The following is a 19800-nucleotide window of genomic DNA, read 5'->3' as shown; positions in this document are numbered from 1 at the left end:
AGTGTTGTTTACATACTTATGCCCTGTACGTGCTTCAGGGAAGGCTTGTGCTCCGGATCATATGTAGATGCGTCACACAAATGCCGCCGCCGAACCAAAGTACAGGGCCGAGCATGTATGTACCCATATCCGATTCCCCAATCAAATATGAGCATCAGTTGTCCAAAAGCTGCTTCTCAAGCTCGGCAAAATTATAAGTATTTTGCTGGAACTGATTAAAGCGATTCTGGACCCCGCCTGGGCGAATATATGATTCGTCGGAGCGGATCTTGGTATTAATGGATGCAACGGAAGCCTTCGATCTCTTTTTGCGGAGATCTTCAGTGAAGTCAGCATCAAGTCTGGCAATATCCTCCCTGGAAGATACGTTGTTTGAATGCCAGTTTCGAAGAATTGAATCACAATATCTGAGTCGATTCTTCTGAGTCGCCATTACAGTGCGGTCGCAGGCTTCCATAATGATATCCATTGAAAAACCCAACTCCCTACGCCACGATTTAATGAAGTTTCCTTCCTTTTCCGTGGGACTATTTTCCATACCGAGTGCCTTCATGATCTCGATTATCTCGTGATCATGCTTGAAATTCTCCACGCGAGCCTGCTTTGGCGTTTTGATGCCTTGCTGAGTCCAGTTTAATGCAACTTTTTCCACATATCTGAAATCAGCCTTATGATTATCGACGCAATATTGCATCAGATAGTCCAAAAGATCGTCGGAAAACTTTAGTTCATCCTTTATGTAGAACAGAGTCATAAGCTCTGTCGATGTAAGAGGTCTCTTAAAATACTGTTCTGCAGGAAATACGATATTTGCAGCGGAAGACTGCTTGAAAGCACTGATCTCGGCGGCAGTATAGTTAGGCTTCGCCTTGATCGTGTTTTCCGGTTTGGAAGCGGGAACAGTTCTCAGAGACTGTTCGCTCTTTCGCGGAGCAGCCGGTTTCTGAGAAGTAATATCTTCCATATGTATTCCTATAAGTGTATCTGAGTTATCGTATTCAAGACTGATGAGAGCCTTTTTCTCCCAATACTTGAGAGCGCGGACTACGTCCTTCTCAGTATGGTTGAATTTATCTGCCAACGCAGAAACGCTTGTAGGCAGATTGGCCTTCATCATGCGCAACAAATAAAGGTAGATCTTTATCTGCGCATCATTAGCATCCTGCATGTATTCATCTATAAAAATATTTGAAACACTGGTAGAATCCTCCCCCACCTTAGTACTGATAGTTACACGCCCCATCATCTCTCTAATCACCTGCTTTACTTTTTCATCACATGTAGGATTATAGCATGGTAATTTTTAATATGATATGGGAAAAGTGACGAAGAGAAGCGGAATTTGAGAGATTGGCAAAAAGTGGAAATCTTTGTGGATAATGTGGATAACGTGGATTATTATTAAAAAAATCTAAAAAAACAGCCAAACTCTCATAAAGACCGGAAAAATTGGTCTTGTTGAAAAGTCTGACTGTTATCCACGAAGAATATTTTTTATAAATTGAACCAAAAAAGTGGAAAAGTGGAAAAGTATTAATGGCCGAGTAGTTCGTTGCCGATTTTTACTACATCTCCGGCTCCCATGGTTATCAACAAATCTCCTTTAGTGCAATTTTGCAAAAGAAATTTCTCGACTTCAGAAAAGCCATCCAAAGTAGGAAAATATGTGCATTCATGGCCAAGTTCAACAATCTTGTCGCAGAGGGTACGTGAGCTGATGCCCAATGTATCGGTCTCTCTGGCGGCATAGATATCAACAAGTACCACTTTATCCGCAAATGAAAGTGCTTCGGCAAATTCGTCAAGAAGCGCCTTTGTTCTTGTATATGTATGTGGCTGGAACACGCACCAGATCTTGTTATGTGGATAATTCTGAGCTGCGGTGAGTGTAGCCTTTATCTCTGTGGGATGGTGAGCGTAGTCATCAATGATGGTTACGCCGTGGATTTCTCCTTTGTGCTCGAAACGTCTGCTTGTACCGCCAAATAACGAGAGAGCTTTTGTTGCAACATCCGAATCTATATTAAGAATATTGCTCACAGCGATCGATGCAAGTGCGTTATATACATTGTGAAGTCCGGGAACCGCAAGCTTTACATCAAGCACTTTTCCGCCCGGAATATGAGCTTTAAATGAAGGATTTCCGTGCTCATCATATTCTATATCGGAAGGATAGTAGTCAAAATCTTCTTTTGAACCGTATGTTATTATTTCACATCCAAGTCCGTCCGTGATTGCATTATAATTCTCGATATCGCCGTTTATGACAAGTGTTCCGTCATCGGGAAGGAGATGTGCGAATTTTGTAAAAGAGTTTCTTATATCATCAAGATCTTTGAAGAAATCAAGGTGATCCGCATCTATATTGGAAATAACACTGATCTTGGGAAAGAAGCTGAGGAAACTGTTAGTGTATTCGCATGCCTCTGTAACAAAGTAATCAGATTTTCCTACGCGGATATTTCCACCTATGTCGCTGAATACGCCGCCTATTGAAAGGGTGGGATCGGTATCTGCTTCAAGAAGTATCTTTGAAAGCATTGAAGTAGTTGTAGTTTTTCCGTGTGTTCCGCTTATCGCAATAGGAATCTTATACTCCTTCATTATCTGACCGAGAAGCTCGGCTCTTGTTAAAATGGGAATATTTGCTGCTTTAGCAGCCATGAATTCCGGATTGTCGGGATGGATCGCTGCAGTATGTACAACAACGTCAATGGGGCTCGCATCTGTAATGTTCTGAGCACACTGACCGTACATAATGTTAACTCCAAGGTCGGAAAGAGCTTTAGTCATGGGAGATTCTTTGGAATCGGAACCGGAAACTTTGAAGCCTCTTTCTACTAATATGTGAGCAAGACCGCTCATAGAAATACCGCCAATCCCCATAAAATAAACATGCACCGGTTTGTTAAAATCAATAGTGTACATAAAAAACCCTCATTTCATAGAATACGTATTATAACGTAATCTATATTGTAACACGATTTTTTACAAAGTCAAAAACCGAAACCCGAAAGAGTGAAAATATATTCTATATTTAGAGTATTTATGTTTTTTAAATAATATGTTTATGATATACTCATATATAAGAGGTAACATTTTTTTCTGTAATACAGGACAGTGAGTTTGGTGTATCAAAAACCGGCAGCTATAGCCGGATCCGCAACGAGGTGGAACATGATAAAAAAAGAGATGATCGCCATGCTGCTGGCGGGGGGCCAGGGAAGCAGATTAGGAGTGTTGACAGCAAAGATGGCAAAGCCGGCTGTCTCTTTTGGCGGAAAGTATCGAATAATCGATTTTCCGCTTAGTAACTGTATCAATTCTGGAGTGGACACTGTGGGTGTTCTTACGCAGTATCGTCCGCTCAGGCTTAATTCTCACATTGGAATAGGTATACCGTGGGATCTTGATCGAAATTTCGGAGGAGTCACGGTTCTTCCTCCTTATGAAAAAAGCTCCAACAGTGAATGGTATACCGGTACTGCCAATGCTATTTACCAAAACTTTGAGTATATGGAAAATTATAATCCGGATTATGTACTGATCCTTTCGGGAGATCATATATATAAAATGGATTATGAGACTATGCTTGACTTTCACAAATCAAGCGGAGCGGATGTAACCATTGCGGTTATGCCGGTTCCGATGGAGGAAGCAAGCAGGTTCGGAATAATGATCGCAGATGAAAATAAGAAGATCGTGGATTTCGAGGAAAAACCGGAGCATCCCAGAAGCAACCTTGCTTCGATGGGTATTTACATTTTTTCCTGGGAAGCGTTAAAAGATTCTCTTATTAATAATAAGGATCAGTCGGGACTTGATTTTGGTAAGCATATTATTCCTTATTGTAAAGAACAGGGATTGTCGCTATACGCATATGAATTTGACGGCTATTGGAAGGATGTGGGTACTCTTACATCTTACTGGCAGGCAAATATGGAGCTTATAGACATCGTTCCCGAGTTTAATCTATATGAGGAATACTGGAAGATATATACTTCCAGTGGTGTTCAACCGCCTCAGTATCTGGGCCCGGAGAGTGCCGTGGAGAGAAGTATCATCGGCGAAGGCTGTGAGATCTACGGCAAGGTTTACAGCTCGGTTATCAGCCCGGGAGTTAAGATCGGAAAAGGTACTGTGGTCAGCAATTCAATAATAATGAATGAGACCGTTATCGGTGAGGGTTGCAATATAGAAAAAGGAATCATCGCCGAGAAGGTTACCATAGGAAACAACGTAAGAATCGGAGCTTTTGAGGAAAAAGAAAACGATTCAAAGCCCAATATTTATTGTGAAGGTCTCTGCACTATCGGAGAGAAGTCGGTTATTCCCGACAATGTGACGATTGGAAAGAATACGGTTATCTCAGGTGTGACTGTTGAAAAGGATTACAAAGACGGTAAACTTGACAGCGGAAAGACACTAGATAAGGCAGGTGATTGATATGAGGGCGATTGGCATAATTTTAGCGGGCGGCAGCAGTAGCAGGATGCAGGAATTATCCCAAAAGAGAGCGGTTTGTGCGATGCCTGTGGCAGGTTTTTACAGAAGTATCGATTTTGCCCTGAGCAACATGACAAACTCTCATATCCAGACAGTTGCCGTATTTACTCAGTACAATGCAGGAAGTCTCAATGCACACTTGAGTTCATCAAAATGGTGGGACTTTGGCAGAAAACAGGGTGGATTGTATGTGTTCACTCCGGCGGTGAAAGCATCCGGAAACTTATGGTATAGGGGAACGGCAGACGCAATTGCGCAGAATCTTGATTTCTTGCGAGCCTGCCATGAACCGTATGTGATCATTACTTCCGGTGACTGCGTATATAAGATGGATTATGGAAAGCTTCTTGAATATCACATTCAGAAGCAGGCCGATATAACGGTTGTATGCAAAGACATGCCGGCAAATACGGATACCGAGAGATTCGGAACCGTAAGAATGAATGAAGAGAGCCGGATAGAGGAATTTGAAGAAAAACCTGTGATATCGCGGTCAAATACAATATCCTGCGGAATATATGTAGTCAGACGAAGGCAATTGATCGAACTTATCGAAAAGGCTGATAAAGAAGGGCGCTATGATTTTGTGCGTGACATCCTTGTGAGATACAAGGATATGAAGCGCATCTACGGATACAAGATAAAAGAATACTGGAACAATATCGCTTCCGTTGAAGATTATTTCCGAACAAACATGGATTTCTTAAAGGCGGAGATCAGACAGTATTTCTTTAGGGAATATCCGGGAATCTACACGAAAGTTGTAGACCTTCCTCCTGCCAAGTACAACGTTGGAGTAAATGTAAAAAACAGTATTATCTCCAGCGGATGCATCATAAACGGAACAATAGAAGATTCCGTGATATTTAAAGGTGCTTTTATAGGAAATAATTGTTACATTAAGAATGCTATCATCTTAAATGATGTTTACATCGGCGACAATACACATATCGAGAACTGTATCGTGGAAAGTCACGGCACGATTCAGGCAAACTCTTACTACAAGGAAGATGACGGCATTAAAATAGTTATAGAAAATAACGAAAGATACATGATCTAAGTAATATTACTGCAGACTTCATGAAATTTTTTTGACCAAGAGGGGGTTATATGATGAAGATAACAGACGTCAGAGTAAGAAAAGTTACAAAGCAAGGAAAAATGCGTGCAATCGTATCGGTTACATTTGAAAATGAATTTGTTGTTCATGACATCAAGGTAATCGAAGGTGAGAGAGGCTTGTTTATAGCAATGCCCAGCAAAAAGTCTACGGACGGCGAATACCGTGACATCGCACATCCGATCAACTCAGATATGAGAAAGGTTCTTCAGGACACTATCCTGGAAGCTTATGATAAAGCAGCCGCAGAAGACAGCGAGGGGGAAGTTTGACATAACGGCTGAATGAAATATTGAGTAGAAATAAGGCTTGCGGATTGGAGTGATTTCCATTCCGCAAGTCTTTTACATTTTAATGAATTGAATGATAAATTAAGACAAATTGTGTTATTATATCATACAGAGGTTAACTAAATAAAAATTAAATAAGGAGCTGGGGAAATACTATGGAAAATGTGATGATTGTATTGCTACACATTTTTTTGGCTACTGTATGTTTATGGTCTATGTACAAAGCTGCAAGGAGACTTGTTGCCAAGAGAGCCGACAAAGATGAACATATAGATGATGTTTACGAATATGCCGGATTTGTAATAGCTGTAATTATGGTATTGATGTATGTTGCTCTTTTATTTATGGGCGCATACGGGATTACAAGTGCATGCCCGCTGGCGTGTGCGGCAATGTGCGTGAATCAACAGCGCGTAAATAATGAAGTATAAGGTTTTATAACGAATAGGTTTTGCTGAAAGATTAGTAGACAAATTATTCAGCAAAACCTATAATACATTTAGAGATGCATTGACGGAGGTGATTTTATGCCTGTTATTAAACCGATTTCTGATCTGAGGAATTATACTGAGGTTACCGGTAATGTTAGTTATGGTAATAGGGTATATTTAACAAAAAATGGACATGGGAATATAACCATGATAGATATGAAGGAGCTTGACGATCTTGAAAAAGAGCTGGCCCTTTATAAATTTAAATATGAAATGGCTATTGCTGAGCAGTCTATAAGAACAGAAGGTACTGTTTCTGAAGATGAATTAGCAAAAGAGTTAGGGGTAAAACTTTGAGAAACATAGAGTATTCGAGAGTAGTTCAGAGAAAACTCAATGCTCTAAAAATGCAACTTTGCGAAAAGTTTGATGATGATATGGCACGAAAGTCTATGGCAAAAATTTTGCGTGACATTCACCATCTTTCTGATAATTGCGAAATTGGGATTAGGATTTCTAAGATATATGAGATAGATACAGATTATCGGTATCTTTTTACAACTCACAATTATTTCATATATAGGGTCGAAAAGACATCGGTAGTTATAGTAAACATGTTTAATGAAAAAGAGGATTTTATGCTAAAACTATTCGGTGTTTGTGGTAGAACGCAGGAGTCGATAGATTATTGGGGCGATTGACATAATGTAAGCAGTTATGGAGAAATCTATAGCTGCTATATTTAGGTTTTTAATGACGAAGATAGAAAAAGCAATGATCTTGGCTGACATTGCGATATTGAGGGAGATGTAGCAGTGTTAGGATTAATAAAGAGTTTTTTTGCAAAAAAAGAAGAGGAAACAGGCAATATGTATGTTATAGCGGGACTTGGAAATCCCGAAAAGAAATATTTCGGAACAAGACACAATGTGGGATTTGAGACAATAGACGCATTGTCGGATAAATATAATATAGGACTTACAGAGACGAAGTTTAAGGCGGTTTACGGAAAAGGAAAAATCGGTGATCAGAAGGTCATTCTTGTAAAGCCGCTTACATATATGAATTTGAGCGGAGAGGCGATAAGACCTATCTGCGACTATTTCAAGGTCGATACCAAGACAGAACTCATTGTGATCTCGGACGACGTGGAGCTTGATGTCGGCAATATAAGAGTAAGACCCAAGGGAAGTGCCGGAGGACACAACGGCCTTAAGAACATAATCGCGCAGCTTGGACATGACGAGTTTAGGCGAGTGCGTGTCGGAGTCGGTAAGAAACCAAAGGAATATGATATGGTGAACTGGGTTCTCGGTCACTTCGAGGGCGAAGACGCGGTAGGAATCAAGGATGGAATAGGACGAGCTGTCGATGCGATATGCGAGATAATGGAAAACGGCGTTGACAGTGCCATGAACAAATTTAACGGTAAAAAATAAATGAGAGCGATAACAACTCCTTTAAACGAATTAAAAGAATTCGAAGAACTGAATAAATATCTCGAGAAGCCCTTTGCCTGTGCGGAAGTAACGGGATGCGTAGACTCCCAGAAGCTTCATTTTATAAGCAGTCTTGGGGCTGACTTTAAGTACAGAATAATCGTAACTTACAGTGATCTTAGGGCAAAAGAGATCTTTGAGGATTATAAGTTCTATGACAAGAATGTCACTGTATATCCCGCCAAAGACCTTATTTTTTACCAGGCAGATGTTCACAGTAACGAGATAGTAAGGCAGAGAATACGCTGCATGAGAAGGCTTCTTGAGGGAAGACCGGTAACTGTAGTAACGACTTTTGCTGCGCTTATGGCGCCTCAGATAAGACCTGAAGTTATAAAAGAGAATATTCTTTCTCTGGATAAACACGTTCCGATAGATGAGACGGAGATGGCAAAGCGTCTCATTACAATGGGATATGTCAGAAACTATCAGGTAGAGGGACCGGGAGAGTTTTCAGTAAGAGGAGATATTGTTGACGTTTTTGACTTGACTGAGGATAACCCTTACAGAATAGAACTTTGGGGCGATGAGATCCAGTCGATCAGAAGCTTTGATATCATGTCGCAGAGGTCGCTTGAAAAGCTTGAATCCATCGACATCTATCCAGCATCCGAGATTATCCTCGATGAGAAGAAACTCAGAGAAGGAATGGACAGAATAAACGAAGATACCGAAAAGGTATATCAGTCTCTTAGCGCCGACTTTAAGACAGAAGAAGCTCACAGGCTAAAAAAGCAGACAGAAGAACTGAGCGAGCAGCTCTTTGAACTCCACTCGGTAGTCAATCTTGAGAGTTACATCCGTTATTTTTACGACGACACCGTCACTATTCAGGAGATGTTCCCGAAGGGAAAGAGCTGTATCTTTATCGATGAACCTCAAAGAGTTCAGGAACATGCAATGGCTGTCGAATCCGAATTCAGAGAGAGTATGACGCACAGAGCCGAGAAGGGATATGTACTTCCGGCACAGATGGATCTTTTGTATTCAATAGATAACTGTATATCAAGAATGGGGAATGGGCGAAGAGTGCTTGTTTCCGCTCTTGCCATGCCCAAATCGCAGAATCTCTTTTCACCGGAAAAGAGCTGGGACATAAGCGCAAGGAGCGTCGCACCTTATAATAACAGTTTCGATTCGCTTGTAAGCGATCTTAAGAAATATGTGAAAAACGGCTACAGAGTCCTTATACTCTCGGGTTCAAGAACAAGGGCAAAGAGGATTGTTGAAGATTTAAGAGATAATCTCGTTACAGCTTTTTATAGCGAGGATCCGGGAAGAGTTCTGCGTCCCGGTGAGATAATGACGTACTACGGAAGGATTCTTAAGGGATTTGAGTATCCGGGAATTAAGTTTGCGGTAATTGCAGAGAGCGATATTTTTACCGAGCATACAAGGAAGAAGAAAAAGAGAAAATCTAAATACACCGGCGAGAAGATTTCCAATTTCGCAGATCTTAAGATCGGTGATTATGTGGTTCACGAAGAACACGGACTTGGAATATACAGAGGAATTGAGAAGGTTGAAACTGACAATGTTGTCAGAGATTATATAAAGGTTGAATACGGAGACGGCGGAAATCTTTATATTCTGGCGACGGGACTTGGAGTTATCCAAAAGTATGCATCGGGCGGAGAGGAAGGACACGGTCATAAGCCAAAGCTCAACAAACTCGGTACATTGGAGTGGACGCATACTAAGAATAAAGTCAGAGCGGCGGTTGAAGAGGTCGCGCAGGATCTTGTCGAACTCTACGCGAAGAGGCGAGAGACCAAGGGCTATGAATTTAGTAAGGATACGGTCTGGCAGCAGGAGTTTGAGGACGCCTTTCCTTATCAGGAGACCGAAGATCAGCTAAGTGCCATTGAAGAGACCAAGAAAGATATGGAATCGCCTGTTATCATGGACAGGCTTGTCTGCGGTGACGTGGGATTCGGTAAGACTGAGATTGCGATACGTGCTGCCTTTAAAGCTGTTCAGGATGGTAAGCAGGTTGCGGTTCTTGTTCCTACAACCATCCTTGCGCAGCAGCATTACAATACTTTTTGCGAACGAATGAGAGATTTTCCTGTGAGAGTCGATCTGATGTCAAGATTCAGGACGGCAAAAGAGCAGGCTAAGACCGTGACAGACCTTAAGAAAGGTCTTGTTGATATAGTTATCGGAACGCACAGGCTTCTTTCCAAAGACGTTCAGTACAAGGATTTAGGGCTTCTTATCGTAGATGAGGAACAGCGTTTTGGTGTTACACACAAGGAAAAGATAAAGACTATAAAAGAGAGCGTCGATGTTTTGACGCTCACCGCAACGCCAATCCCGCGAACGCTTCATATGTCGCTTGTCGGAATAAGAGAGATGTCTGTCCTTGAAGAAGCGCCTAACGACAGACTTCCAATCCAAACCTATGTTATGGAATACAACGATGAGCTTGTGCGGGAAGCGATAGTAAGAGAGCTTGGAAGAGGCGGCCAGGTTTATTACGTGTACAACAGAGTAAACGACATAGCGGATGTTGCGGCAAGGATTCAGAAACTTGTGCCTGAAGCAAACGTTGCCTTTGCTCACGGACAGATGAAAGAGTCTGAGCTTGAGCGTATAATGTACGACTTTATCGATGGTACTGTCGATGTTCTCGTTTCAACGACCATCATCGAGACGGGCCTTGATATTTCTAATGTAAATACTATGATCATTCATGACTCGGACAAGATGGGGCTTTCCCAGCTCTATCAGCTGAGGGGAAGGGTCGGACGCTCGAACCGTACGGCTTATGCTTTCCTTATGTACAAGAGAGATAAGGTGTTAAAAGAGGTTGCGGAAAAGAGACTGTCTGCGATCAGAGAGTTTACCGACCTCGGAAGCGGATTTAAGATTGCTATGCGTGATCTTGAGATAAGGGGTGCAGGAAGCCTTTTGGGCAAAAAACAAAGCGGACACATGCAGTCTGTCGGATATGACCTTTACTGCAAGATGCTCGAAGAAGCGGTGCGCCACAAGAAAAATCCGGGCGAAAAGGATACAAGAGAAGATATCAACACCGTTATCGATCTTGATGTAAGTGCGTATATACCCGACAGCTATATCTTAAATGAAGAACAAAAGCTTGAGATATATAAGAGAATTGCAAGTATCGAAAATCAGACAGAGAGCGATGATATGAGAGATGAACTTGTCGACAGATTCGGAGAAGTCCCGAAGACTGCGCTTAATCTTCTCAGGATATCTATTATCCGAACCGCTGCGCACAGACTCTACGTGCCTGAAATAAAAGGCGGTGACGGCAAGATAGAGATAAAAGTAACTCCAAATGCCAAGATAAAGGGAGAGAAGATTCCCGGATTTCTTGCAAAGTACGAAGGAAAAATGAATTTCCATGCTGCCGGAAACCCTGTTTTTATCTATAAGTACAAGAAAGATAAAAACAGCGAGAAGGCAGAGGATATGCTCCTTAAGGACACAGAGGAGATACTTAAGACTATGGAAGAACTTTTGTAGTTGTCGTGTGTACACGATAAAAATGCCATAAATTGTCGTGTATGCACGATAAAAATGAAGAAAGAGGTTCTAATATAGAGGTAATCCCTGCTTACAAGTTCTTTTTGTGGTAGGGAAAAGAGAAGCCGTGAGGTGTGAGAATATGAAAAAGAGAGAAACGATTGTAGCAATAATGCTATGCATTGCCATGCTTTTTACAGCATGTGGTACAGATGACAAAAAAGACAGTGTTGATGCGATCTCGGAAGAACAGGCATATAATGCAGTTATCAACTACAATAAAGCCATTGGTTCGGGGATTGACGATGAGATCAATACAGAGGGTTACACAGAGTATTGGGATGTTTCAACAAATGAAGACGGAAAGATAGTGGTATTATATCGCTCCTATACAGCGGCGCAGATTCGCTATTATGTCGATCCTGTTTCAGGGGATGCGTATGTTACAGAGCTTGTTCCCGGAATTATAGATGAGGAACAGGAAACGGGAGAGACTTTTAATGTAAGAGATTACCTTGATGGCGATAACTCTTGACAGTGCACATGGATATCATCCCAAGCTATAGGGATGTGCCAATATAGACATATTATGATATAATATGTCTATATATGTGAGGAGGTAATATATGTTCGCTTTACAGGAGACAATCAGACCATCTGCTGATCTGAGAAATCATTATAACGATATATCTAAGCAGTGCAGGGAAGAAAAAGAGGCAGTTATCATTACTGTAAACGGAAGAGGGGATACGGTATCTCTTTCATATGAGGAATACAAGAGAATGAAGGCTAGACTAGAACTTCTGGAAATCCTTGCAGAGGCAGATGAGGATGTCAAGAATGGAAGAGTGGCGCCTATTCAGGATACATTTGATGATCTTAGGAATATCCTGAAGGAGGATCAGGATTGAAATATAAGATAATTCGTACTGATACTGCTGATTCTCTTATCAGAAAAATAATTCTTTATGTAGCTGAGAATTTTGGCAATGATGTTGCTTTGGAAAAACTTGATGAACTGGAAAAGGATATTCTATCGCTTAGGGATGATCCGTATATAGGTGTTGATCCCAAGTATACTGTTTTCAGACGACAGGGATATAAGGTCTTAATAACAAAGATGGATCTTGTGTTTTACAAAATTGATGAGATTAATAAGGTCATAACTGTTTACGTTGTTGTTGACCAGAGGCAGGATTATCTTAGCATAATAAGAGGATTGTAAAAGGCTAAAATGAATATATATCCCCAAAAATAAAAAGGAGTTTCAAATGATGAAGCTCCTTTTTTGTGTTATACTGAGATACAAAGTTTTTACTTAATGCTTAAGGAGAAATGAAGATAATGATTAACGAGACATATAAAGAGATGCTTGGCGCAAAGTCGGTAATTAGAGAACTTTCGGAATATGCTACCGCTAGGGGAAGAGAGATCGGATACGAGAACGTTTTTGATTTCAGTCTGGGTAACCCTTCCGTTGCGGTTCCTCAGGAATTTACAGATGAGATGATAAGACTTCTTCAGACGGAAGATACAATGACACTTCACGGATATACTCCCAGTCTCGGAAATCCTTTGTATAAAGAAAAGATTGCGCAGTCTTTAAATAAAAGATTTGGAATGAACTACGGACCTGAGCACATCTTCCCTACAACAGGGGCAGCAGGTGCGATCTCACATGCGATAAGAGCTATCACAAAGCCGGGAGACAAGGCACTTGCATTTGCACCTTTTTTCCCTGAGTACAGACCTTATATAACGGGAGCCGGAGTTGAACTTGAGGTTGTTCCGGCAGATACAGAGACTTTCCAGATTAACTTTGATAAATTTGAAGAGATGTTTACAAAAGATGTTGCGGCAGTTCTTGTAAACACACCAAACAACCCTTCGGGAGTTGCATATTCTACAGAGACACTTACAAGACTTGCCGAGATTCTTACAGCTAAGTCAAAAGAGTTCGGCCATACGGTATATCTTTTGTCCGATGAACCATACAGAGAGATTGTGTTCAAAGGCGCTGACGCTCCGTATGTATCAAAGTTCTACGATCACACTTTGAGCTGCTACTCATTCTCCAAATCTCTTTCTCTTCCCGGAGAAAGAATCGGATACGTAGCGGTTAATCCCAAGTGCGACGGCGCAGAGTTTATCGTTCCCATGTGCGGACAGATCTCAAGAGGAACGGGACACAACTGTCCTCCTTCAATCATCCAGCAGGCTGTTGCAAAAGTCTGCGATATGACTGCGGATCTTTCCGTTTATGAGACGAACATGAATATCATCTATGATACTTTGGTTGAACTTGGATTTACGGTTGTAAAACCCGGTGGAACTTTCTACATAATGCCTAAGGCGCTTGAGGAAGATTCTATCGAATTTTGCAAAAAAGCTAAAGAGTACGATCTTATCTTCGTACCCACAGACGGTTTTGGGGCACCGGGCTTTTTCAGAATGGCTTATTGCATAGAGACAGAGAAAGTTGAAAGGGCAATGGAGAGACTTCGTAAGTTCGTAAACGAAGTGTACAAGAAATAATTTTTTGCTATATGGAGGAGGTGCCATGAAAAAAAGAGGCTACGGGAAGACAATATTATTGTTTATTATTTCGATTATATATACGGTACTTGTTACTTTTGTCGACAAGCAGACTATCGGCCCTGAGGGCACCAGCGTTGGATTTTCCGCGATAAATAAGGTATTTCTTGATCTTATTTCTTATAATCCGATGTGGGATAAGATCACAGACCTTATGCTGATGATCGCTATTCTTACGGCGGTATATTTTGCGGCAACGGGATTTCTTCAGCTTGTAAAAGAAAAAAGAACTCTTGCCGAGATCGATAAAGATATCCTTATCATGGGATTTTTGTATGTGATACTTGTTATCATGTATGTGCTTTTTGATAAAGTTCCTTTTAACTACAGACCGGTTCTTTTACCTGACGAAGTTGAACTTGAGGCGTCATTTCCTTCGACACATGTACTTATGATCTGTACGATCATGGGTAGCGCAATCGCTGCGTGGAGAGAAAGATTCTATGATGACGAGAATCTTGTTACAGTACTCAAAGTCTTTGCCTGTGCGGTAATGTTCATAGGTGTTGTCGGAAGAGTGCTGGCAGGCGTGCATTGGTTCAGTGATATATGCGCAGGACTGCTTTTTTCAGCTACTTTGATATCGGCATATGAAGCTACACTTGATAAAATGGGATGATTTGGCTGACGTTTTTTCGCAGATTCTTTGACAATGCAGTTTAATGGTGATAAACTTAATTCCGTAATCACTTTAATGTTTTAACGAGTTTCATAAATCATTGCGATTTTGAGGAGGATGACGAGAAATGGCAGAGATTAAGAAGGCGGAAGCAGTTGTAAAACCTGTTGCAACTATTAAGAATCCTACTTTTATTACTGAAGTTAAAACACCTGAAGTAAAGGATACAACTGCCGAGACAAAGAAGGCACCGGCAAAGAAGGCTACTGCTAAAAAGGCAACAACTAAGAAAACAACAGCCAAGAAGACAACTACCAAGAAAGCTGCAAGCACAGCAAAGAAGACAACAGCTACTAAGACAGCTGCAAAGAAAACTACAGCAAAGAAGACGGCAGCTAAGACAACAGCTAAGAAGACTACTACAAGAAAAGCAGCAACAAAGCCTAATGTTATGATAGAGATTCAGTATTCATACAAGCATATCTCAAACGATGAGCTTGTTCAGAAATCGTTGGATAACTATCAGTATGACCTTAAGGGCGATCCTACAAAGGTTAAGAAGCTCAGCATTTACGTTAAGCCGCAGGAAGACAAGGCTTACTACGTAGTTGATGACAAGATTTCAGGCGACATCGATATCTGATGCGATGCATGTGGCAGTTGCCGGAATATGAAAAAGAAATATGATATAAAAATGTTAGAAGCAATGATCGGAGAGATTCGGTTGTTGCTTCTTTTTTGTGTCATAGGAAAAGCTTTATATAATAGGAAATTCCACGTGGCAGTGAAAACAAAGAAACAATGTGATGTTATAGTGCTTAGAGGCAAAGACGCTTTCGGATATGAAGGTGGTCTTTGTCTTTTTTTATTGAAGCCTCGGCGTAGCCCGCTACGTCTGTGCTTTCAGATACGCACTATCGGGCAAGCATACTTCGCATTAGTCCGGATATTTTGCAATTTTGCGATCGTTATGCAAGGCATCGAAATTATAGATACCTATGATTTTTGATGCTTTATAAGTATGTAATAAGAGGTTGAAGCATCGAAAATGGTATATTTCCGGATTTTTGATGATGTGCAGACTGTAAAATCCGGACGTATGGCATCAATTTCGAATGTTTTCAAATTTTTCGATGCTTGCAAGTACGACAAGCGAAAGGCATCTTTTCTTGAGTTTTAATCCGAGTTTCCGAGCTCTGAGTTTCAAAGTTCCCGAGTGGTGTCCATCCGTCTGTCTGTCTCAGTTTTGTCTTGCTATTCAGCCTGTCTCGCTTCCCGGCGTCTCGTCTCGGCTCTATTCAGCGTCTCGTCTCGGCTCTATTCAGCTTCTATTCAGCGTCTCGACTCGGCCTCGACTCTCTTTTCGATAAAAAATAAAACAAATTAGATAAATAATTATCGTTTAACATTAAAAAGTTATTGACGGGTATAAAATGCGATGATATATTATACTCATGAACGGGGCATAACCGAGCTGACCGAGTGTAGCAATAGTGCAGGGTGACCGGACGCGGCTACCTGACACGGCGATGTGCCGGAACGAAAATGATTAAAAACAACGATTTAGTGCGGACAAGGGATTCGCAGATGGGAGACTAAAGATGAGAGAGTATGAGGTAAAGCTTGCAAATATAAAGAAGAGTTGTAATACAACAAGAAAAATTGCGAATGTGTTGGGTGTATTGATGGCAGTAGTTGCTGTGGCGGCGCTTGTCGGAGGCGTGTTGATATTTGCTTATAGGGACGACATAAATAAAAATGCTGTGGTAGAAAATATTAACGGAAAAACAGTTGCACATATATGCGGTGATGATGGGACTGAACTTTTTGAATTAGATAATTTGGGGATACAGATTGCGTTGGGTTCTGTGAGTTTCACGGGAGTGTTTGCCAATAAGGGAATGGTTGCAGAGGGGCTTGGTGTAGGATGCTTTATTATAGCTGTTGTGCTTGCTGTCGTTGCCGGTATTTTTATCTTGATAATGAATGTGTTTAAAGTGGTTGAAAACAGTGATTCGCCTTTCAGTGAAGAAGTTATGAAAAAACTTAAGGCGGCATTTATAATAATTACCGTTTTTACGGCACTTGCAGTTGGCATTGGACCTGCGGTTCTTACCGGAGTAGTGTTCTGGAGTATATATTGTATCCTCGATTACGGTTATGTTCTCCAGAAAGAAGCAGATGAAACCTTATAATTTCGGAATCATGAGGTGAACATTATGGGCAAGATTATACTTAGATTGGACCGCGTCATGGCTGACAGAAAAATGTCTCTGAACGAACTGTCTGCAAAAGTTGGCGTATCAAATGTAAATCTATCCAAGATAAAAACAGGAAAGATCAGTGCTGTAAGGTTTTCTACACTTGAAGCAATATGTGAAGCACTTAATTGCCAGCCGGGGGATATACTTGAATATGATCCCGACGCGGTGCAGGATAGCAAAGAATAAAAAGGAAAAATATGGAAATCACTATAGAGAACCTAACTAAAAGATTTGGAGATCAAATCGCGGTAAAAAATTTGTTTCTTAAGATTCCGGCAGGTAAGATATATGGTTTCATAGGCGCAAACGGCGCCGGAAAAACGACGACCATGAAAATGATGGTAGGACTGTTAAAGCCTGATTCGGGCGTCGTCAGATACAACGGAAAAGAAATGAAACATCTGGATAGCAGTATAATGCAGGATGTAGGCGTGTTTATCAGTAAACCCAATTACTATCCCAATCTGACGGCAAGAGAAAATCTTGCATATCTTCAGCGAATACTTGGGAAACCTGTTGAAGAGGCGGACAGAGTTCTTAAGCTTGTTGGGCTTGACGCTGTTGGTGACAAAAAAGTTTCTAAGTTTTCTTTTGGAATGAAGCAAAGACTTGGGCTTGCCATTTCCTTTCTGAATAATCCCAAGGTACTTATTCTTGATGAGCCGACTAACGGGCTCGACCCCAAAGGAATATTTGAGATTAGAGAGATGCTGGGAGATTTGGCGCATCAAAGCGGATGTACGATTTTTATCTCGAGCCACAATATTGCAGAGATTGAGAAGCTTTCAGATAGAATATGCATTATCGATAGAGGTAAAAAGATATTTGAAGGAAGCGTTGATGAACTATATGAAACTGAAGGACTGGAATATTGTATAAGGACAAATGATTCTGAAAAAGCAGCGAAGCTTTTTGGCAAGATTGGACTGACATATGTAAGAAAAAATGATGCATTCTTTATGGAGATGGCAAAAGAAAAAATACCTGCATTGTTAAAACTTCTTATTGATGCAAATGTTGAAGTATATGAGGTGTCGCCAAACAACAGCCTTGAAAACATATATCTGGCGCTTACCGGAAAAGAAAGAGGTGGCGTATGCAGTGTCTTATAAGAGAAGAAATAAAAAAGATACAGGCTGACAAGTGCGTGCCATATGTGATAACCGGCTTTGCGGTGTTATGTAACTTGATTGTAGCGGTCTTATGCAAGTTTGATGTGACTAACGGGGATGTACTTGCATTATACGGAAAAAACGGAGTGAATCTATATTTTTTCATCGGTATAAATACGCTTGTTGGGCTCTTTTGCGCGATGTTTGTCGGATACATGATTTTGACAAAAGAATATATAAATGATACTTGGAATCTTCTGATGACAAAACTGTTTGACGGCAAGAAACTTGTTGTGGCCAAATTCATCGTATTTATGCTGTATCAGAGCATATACATACTTTTTTCTATTGTTTTATACATTCCGATTTCAAAGCTCTTAATTCGCGCAGATATAGATTTCAGAATGCTTGGAAGTGTTCTGATCATAGCTTTTTTCATAAATGCATTCTGTTATATACTTCAATACTGTATTCAACTATATGTCAAAAATTTCCCCATAGCCGTTGTGTCAGGACTTCTGCTTGTCTACATTCTCGGACCGATCAGAGAAATCGTACATGTTGCAAATTACATCGGAACGGTTGCCGGAACGTACGCATTTGAATCCGGAAATATATATAATGCAAAGTTCCTTGCTACAGCCGCATTACTGAATATTGCAATCGGCGCTTCTTTTGTATATATAAGCGGGAAAAAGTTCTACTCATAGGAGGGAACATGGATTATTTAAGATTTGAACTAAGAAAAATTAAAGGTTCCGGGATATTCGTAATCGGAGCTGTTCTGACAATCTTGTCTGTTTTGTTTCAGGGATATTTGGGGCTCATGGTAAAAGAAATAACATGCGATATCATTCATGTTACTGCACTGAATCTTTTTTCAACCCTTATTTTCCCTATATTTATATCAGTTGTGGTTTCGGAGAGCTTCTCTATAGAAGAGACAAATTGTGGAATCGCAAATTCTTATTTCAGTAATATTTCAATAATAAAAATCTATTCGATGAAACTTTTGACTGTCAGACTTATAAATCTTTTTTATTTCATATTGGCAACTGCGATAACCATGATATTTGTTGCCCTAAAAGGCGGAAATACTGTGGATATATTTTTTAAAGAATGGAACTGGATTGCTCTTACTATTATAAATATCCACACCCTGATAAACGTTGTTGCCATTCTTATCGTGTGTTTCAAAAGCAGACTTTTAGCAATGATGATATCTGTCATTGCAACAGTTTTTGCAAGCCTCCTTAACCCGCTGGGAATTTCCTGGCTCAACCCCTGGTATGGATTTGAACATGCTCTTTTTTACAGAGGACTTAGTCATCTTGCCATAACCTACATGATAATCCTATTTACTCTAAGTGAATTCCTTATAAAAAAGAAAATTAAGGAAATTCCACCCCTTTTGGAAAGCATGGTCTAATGCGGCTTTAAAAAGTATATATCAATAATACTCAGAAAACCGCAACTATTGAGAACTTAGTGGTTGGCACACATAGTTTAGTGCCGGCTTCTCATAATCGTCCGGGCTAAAAGGTATATATATGGAAATGCGCAGTTCTTGGACGAGGATGATGATTTTCAAAATAAAAGAAGAGGGAGATGCCGATTGTTCTGAGCAACGTCGAAATGAGGCATCTCCCTCTTCTTTATATTTTAGAAAATCACACCGCAGCCGAACACAAGCATTTTCATATATATACCTTATGCACAGTCGTAATGAAAGCCACCACTTTATATACTTTTTAGAAAAGGTATGTTGACATTAATGGTCCGGAGTGATAATTTATGATACAGAAGATGTTAGCACTCAAGTTGAGTGAGTGCTAACACTCAAAAAAACAAGTTACCGTCCAATGAATT

General features: G+C 40.6%; 21 protein-coding genes. 19 read left to right on the top strand and 2 right to left on the bottom strand.

Annotated elements, in window-relative coordinates; genetic code table 11:
- Positions 1 to 154 precede the first annotated feature (154 nt).
- A complete protein-coding gene (locus tag BLP87_RS05750; protein WP_242871819.1) occupies positions 155 to 1246 on the bottom strand; it encodes a DnaD domain protein in 1092 nt (363 codons plus the stop codon).
- 287 nt (positions 1247 to 1533) lie between these two features.
- Positions 1534 to 2928 (bottom strand): UDP-N-acetylmuramate--L-alanine ligase, encoded by a 1395-nt coding sequence (gene murC, locus BLP87_RS05745; protein WP_074461836.1) that lies wholly within the window; start codon positions 2926 to 2928, stop codon positions 1534 to 1536.
- Positions 2929 to 3177: 249 nt separating this feature from the next.
- On the opposite strand from murC, the gene BLP87_RS05740 reads away from it, so the two are divergent.
- The 19 genes from BLP87_RS05740 (at position 3178) to BLP87_RS05645 (ending at position 19360) form a co-directional block, all read left to right on the top strand.
- Positions 3178 to 4446: a glucose-1-phosphate adenylyltransferase gene (locus tag BLP87_RS05740; RefSeq protein WP_074461835.1), complete on the top strand. Its 1269-nt coding sequence runs from the start codon at positions 3178 to 3180 to the stop codon at positions 4444 to 4446.
- A 1-nt stretch (position 4447) separates the two neighbouring features.
- Entirely contained in the window at positions 4448 to 5566 is a 1119-nt protein-coding gene (gene glgD, locus BLP87_RS05735) for a glucose-1-phosphate adenylyltransferase subunit GlgD (protein ID WP_026656545.1), read from the top strand.
- A gap of 53 nt (positions 5567 to 5619) precedes the next feature.
- The gene (spoVG, locus tag BLP87_RS05730; RefSeq protein WP_074461873.1) at positions 5620 to 5898 is read left to right on the top strand and encodes a septation regulator SpoVG; all 279 of its coding nucleotides are present in this window, start codon (positions 5620 to 5622) and stop codon (positions 5896 to 5898) included.
- A 173-nt stretch (positions 5899 to 6071) separates the two neighbouring features.
- Positions 6072 to 6347 carry a hypothetical protein gene (locus tag BLP87_RS05725; RefSeq protein WP_074461834.1) on the top strand — a complete coding sequence of 92 codons (276 nt, stop codon included), beginning with the start codon at positions 6072 to 6074 and terminating at the stop codon, positions 6345 to 6347.
- Positions 6348 to 6443: 96 nt separating this feature from the next.
- The gene (locus tag BLP87_RS05720; RefSeq protein WP_074461833.1) at positions 6444 to 6704 is read left to right on the top strand and encodes a prevent-host-death protein; all 261 of its coding nucleotides are present in this window, start codon (positions 6444 to 6446) and stop codon (positions 6702 to 6704) included.
- The gene (locus BLP87_RS05715; protein WP_074461832.1) at positions 6701 to 7048 is read left to right on the top strand and encodes a type II toxin-antitoxin system RelE/ParE family toxin; all 348 of its coding nucleotides are present in this window, start codon (positions 6701 to 6703) and stop codon (positions 7046 to 7048) included. The genes BLP87_RS05720 and BLP87_RS05715 overlap by 4 nt, the downstream gene beginning before the upstream one ends.
- A 168-nt stretch (positions 7049 to 7216) precedes the next feature.
- Positions 7217 to 7786 (top strand): aminoacyl-tRNA hydrolase, encoded by a 570-nt coding sequence (pth, locus tag BLP87_RS05710; protein WP_074461872.1) that lies wholly within the window; start codon positions 7217 to 7219, stop codon positions 7784 to 7786.
- Positions 7787 to 11341: a transcription-repair coupling factor gene (mfd, locus tag BLP87_RS05705; RefSeq protein WP_074461831.1), complete on the top strand. Its 3555-nt coding sequence runs from the start codon at positions 7787 to 7789 to the stop codon at positions 11339 to 11341.
- A gap of 142 nt (positions 11342 to 11483) precedes the next feature.
- On the top strand, positions 11484 to 11876 hold the full coding sequence (locus tag BLP87_RS05700) for a hypothetical protein (RefSeq protein WP_074461830.1): 393 nt from the start codon (positions 11484 to 11486) through the stop codon (positions 11874 to 11876).
- A 91-nt stretch (positions 11877 to 11967) separates the two neighbouring features.
- On the top strand, positions 11968 to 12252 hold the full coding sequence (locus tag BLP87_RS05695; protein ID WP_074461829.1) for a type II toxin-antitoxin system Phd/YefM family antitoxin: 285 nt from the start codon (positions 11968 to 11970) through the stop codon (positions 12250 to 12252).
- Positions 12249 to 12566, top strand: coding sequence for a type II toxin-antitoxin system RelE/ParE family toxin (locus BLP87_RS05690; protein ID WP_074461828.1), 318 nt, complete (start codon positions 12249 to 12251; stop codon positions 12564 to 12566). Before BLP87_RS05695 ends, BLP87_RS05690 begins: the two co-directional genes overlap by 4 nt.
- 119 nt (positions 12567 to 12685) lie before the next feature.
- A complete protein-coding gene (locus BLP87_RS05685; protein WP_074461827.1) occupies positions 12686 to 13876 on the top strand; it encodes a pyridoxal phosphate-dependent aminotransferase in 1191 nt (396 codons plus the stop codon).
- A gap of 25 nt (positions 13877 to 13901) precedes the next feature.
- A complete protein-coding gene (locus BLP87_RS05680; protein WP_074461826.1) occupies positions 13902 to 14555 on the top strand; it encodes a phosphatase PAP2 family protein in 654 nt (217 codons plus the stop codon).
- 127 nt (positions 14556 to 14682) lie between these two features.
- Complete coding sequence (locus tag BLP87_RS15995) at positions 14683 to 15198, top strand: DUF6465 family protein (protein ID WP_176756606.1); 516 nt, start codon at positions 14683 to 14685, stop codon at positions 15196 to 15198.
- Between the two features lie 958 nt (positions 15199 to 16156).
- Positions 16157 to 16750 carry a hypothetical protein gene (locus BLP87_RS05665; RefSeq protein ID WP_074461824.1) on the top strand — a complete coding sequence of 198 codons (594 nt, stop codon included), beginning with the start codon at positions 16157 to 16159 and terminating at the stop codon, positions 16748 to 16750.
- A gap of 24 nt (positions 16751 to 16774) precedes the next feature.
- A complete protein-coding gene (locus BLP87_RS05660; protein WP_074461823.1) occupies positions 16775 to 17005 on the top strand; it encodes a helix-turn-helix domain-containing protein in 231 nt (76 codons plus the stop codon).
- Positions 17006 to 17016: 11 nt separating this feature from the next.
- On the top strand, positions 17017 to 17931 hold the full coding sequence (locus BLP87_RS05655) for an ABC transporter ATP-binding protein (protein ID WP_074461822.1): 915 nt from the start codon (positions 17017 to 17019) through the stop codon (positions 17929 to 17931).
- Positions 17916 to 18641: an ABC transporter permease gene (locus BLP87_RS05650; RefSeq protein ID WP_074461821.1), complete on the top strand. Its 726-nt coding sequence runs from the start codon at positions 17916 to 17918 to the stop codon at positions 18639 to 18641. Before BLP87_RS05655 ends, BLP87_RS05650 begins: the two co-directional genes overlap by 16 nt.
- A gap of 8 nt (positions 18642 to 18649) precedes the next feature.
- The gene (locus BLP87_RS05645; RefSeq protein ID WP_074461820.1) at positions 18650 to 19360 is read left to right on the top strand and encodes a hypothetical protein; all 711 of its coding nucleotides are present in this window, start codon (positions 18650 to 18652) and stop codon (positions 19358 to 19360) included.
- Positions 19361 to 19800: the final 440 nt, after the last annotated feature.

The organism is Butyrivibrio hungatei (genome assembly GCF_900101605.1).
In the GTDB taxonomy this organism is placed as follows: Bacteria; Bacillota; Clostridia; order Lachnospirales; family Lachnospiraceae; genus Butyrivibrio; species Butyrivibrio hungatei_B.
Note: the sequence above shows the minus strand (reverse complement) of the source record. Positions and strands in the feature narration are given on the sequence as shown.

Excerpts from the sequence above, each read along its gene's own strand:
- murC (WP_074461836.1), bottom strand. The coding sequence starts at position 2,928 with ATGTACACTATTGATTTTAACAAACCGGTGCATGTTTATTTTATGGGG.
- BLP87_RS05740 (WP_074461835.1), top strand. The coding sequence starts at position 3,178 with ATGATAAAAAAAGAGATGATCGCCATGCTGCTGGCGGGGGGCCAGGGA.
- BLP87_RS05750 (WP_242871819.1), bottom strand. The coding sequence starts at position 1,246 with ATGATGGGGCGTGTAACTATCAGTACTAAGGTGGGGGAGGATTCTACC.
- BLP87_RS05650 (WP_074461821.1), top strand. The coding sequence starts at position 17,916 with ATGCAGTGTCTTATAAGAGAAGAAATAAAAAAGATACAGGCTGACAAG.
- BLP87_RS05700 (WP_074461830.1), top strand. The coding sequence starts at position 11,484 with ATGAAAAAGAGAGAAACGATTGTAGCAATAATGCTATGCATTGCCATG.
- BLP87_RS05720 (WP_074461833.1), top strand. The coding sequence starts at position 6,444 with ATGCCTGTTATTAAACCGATTTCTGATCTGAGGAATTATACTGAGGTT.
- BLP87_RS05695 (WP_074461829.1), top strand. The coding sequence starts at position 11,968 with ATGTTCGCTTTACAGGAGACAATCAGACCATCTGCTGATCTGAGAAAT.
- BLP87_RS15995 (WP_176756606.1), top strand. The coding sequence starts at position 14,683 with ATGGCAGAGATTAAGAAGGCGGAAGCAGTTGTAAAACCTGTTGCAACT.
- BLP87_RS05725 (WP_074461834.1), top strand. The coding sequence starts at position 6,072 with ATGGAAAATGTGATGATTGTATTGCTACACATTTTTTTGGCTACTGTA.
- BLP87_RS05655 (WP_074461822.1), top strand. The coding sequence starts at position 17,017 with ATGGAAATCACTATAGAGAACCTAACTAAAAGATTTGGAGATCAAATC.
- BLP87_RS05680 (WP_074461826.1), top strand. The coding sequence starts at position 13,902 with ATGAAAAAAAGAGGCTACGGGAAGACAATATTATTGTTTATTATTTCG.
- mfd (WP_074461831.1), top strand. The coding sequence starts at position 7,787 with ATGAGAGCGATAACAACTCCTTTAAACGAATTAAAAGAATTCGAAGAA.
- spoVG (WP_074461873.1), top strand. The coding sequence starts at position 5,620 with ATGAAGATAACAGACGTCAGAGTAAGAAAAGTTACAAAGCAAGGAAAA.
- BLP87_RS05665 (WP_074461824.1), top strand. The coding sequence starts at position 16,157 with ATGAGAGAGTATGAGGTAAAGCTTGCAAATATAAAGAAGAGTTGTAAT.
- glgD (WP_026656545.1), top strand. The coding sequence starts at position 4,448 with ATGAGGGCGATTGGCATAATTTTAGCGGGCGGCAGCAGTAGCAGGATG.
- BLP87_RS05660 (WP_074461823.1), top strand. The coding sequence starts at position 16,775 with ATGGGCAAGATTATACTTAGATTGGACCGCGTCATGGCTGACAGAAAA.
- pth (WP_074461872.1), top strand. The coding sequence starts at position 7,217 with ATGTATGTTATAGCGGGACTTGGAAATCCCGAAAAGAAATATTTCGGA.
- BLP87_RS05645 (WP_074461820.1), top strand. The coding sequence starts at position 18,650 with ATGGATTATTTAAGATTTGAACTAAGAAAAATTAAAGGTTCCGGGATA.
- BLP87_RS05685 (WP_074461827.1), top strand. The coding sequence starts at position 12,686 with ATGATTAACGAGACATATAAAGAGATGCTTGGCGCAAAGTCGGTAATT.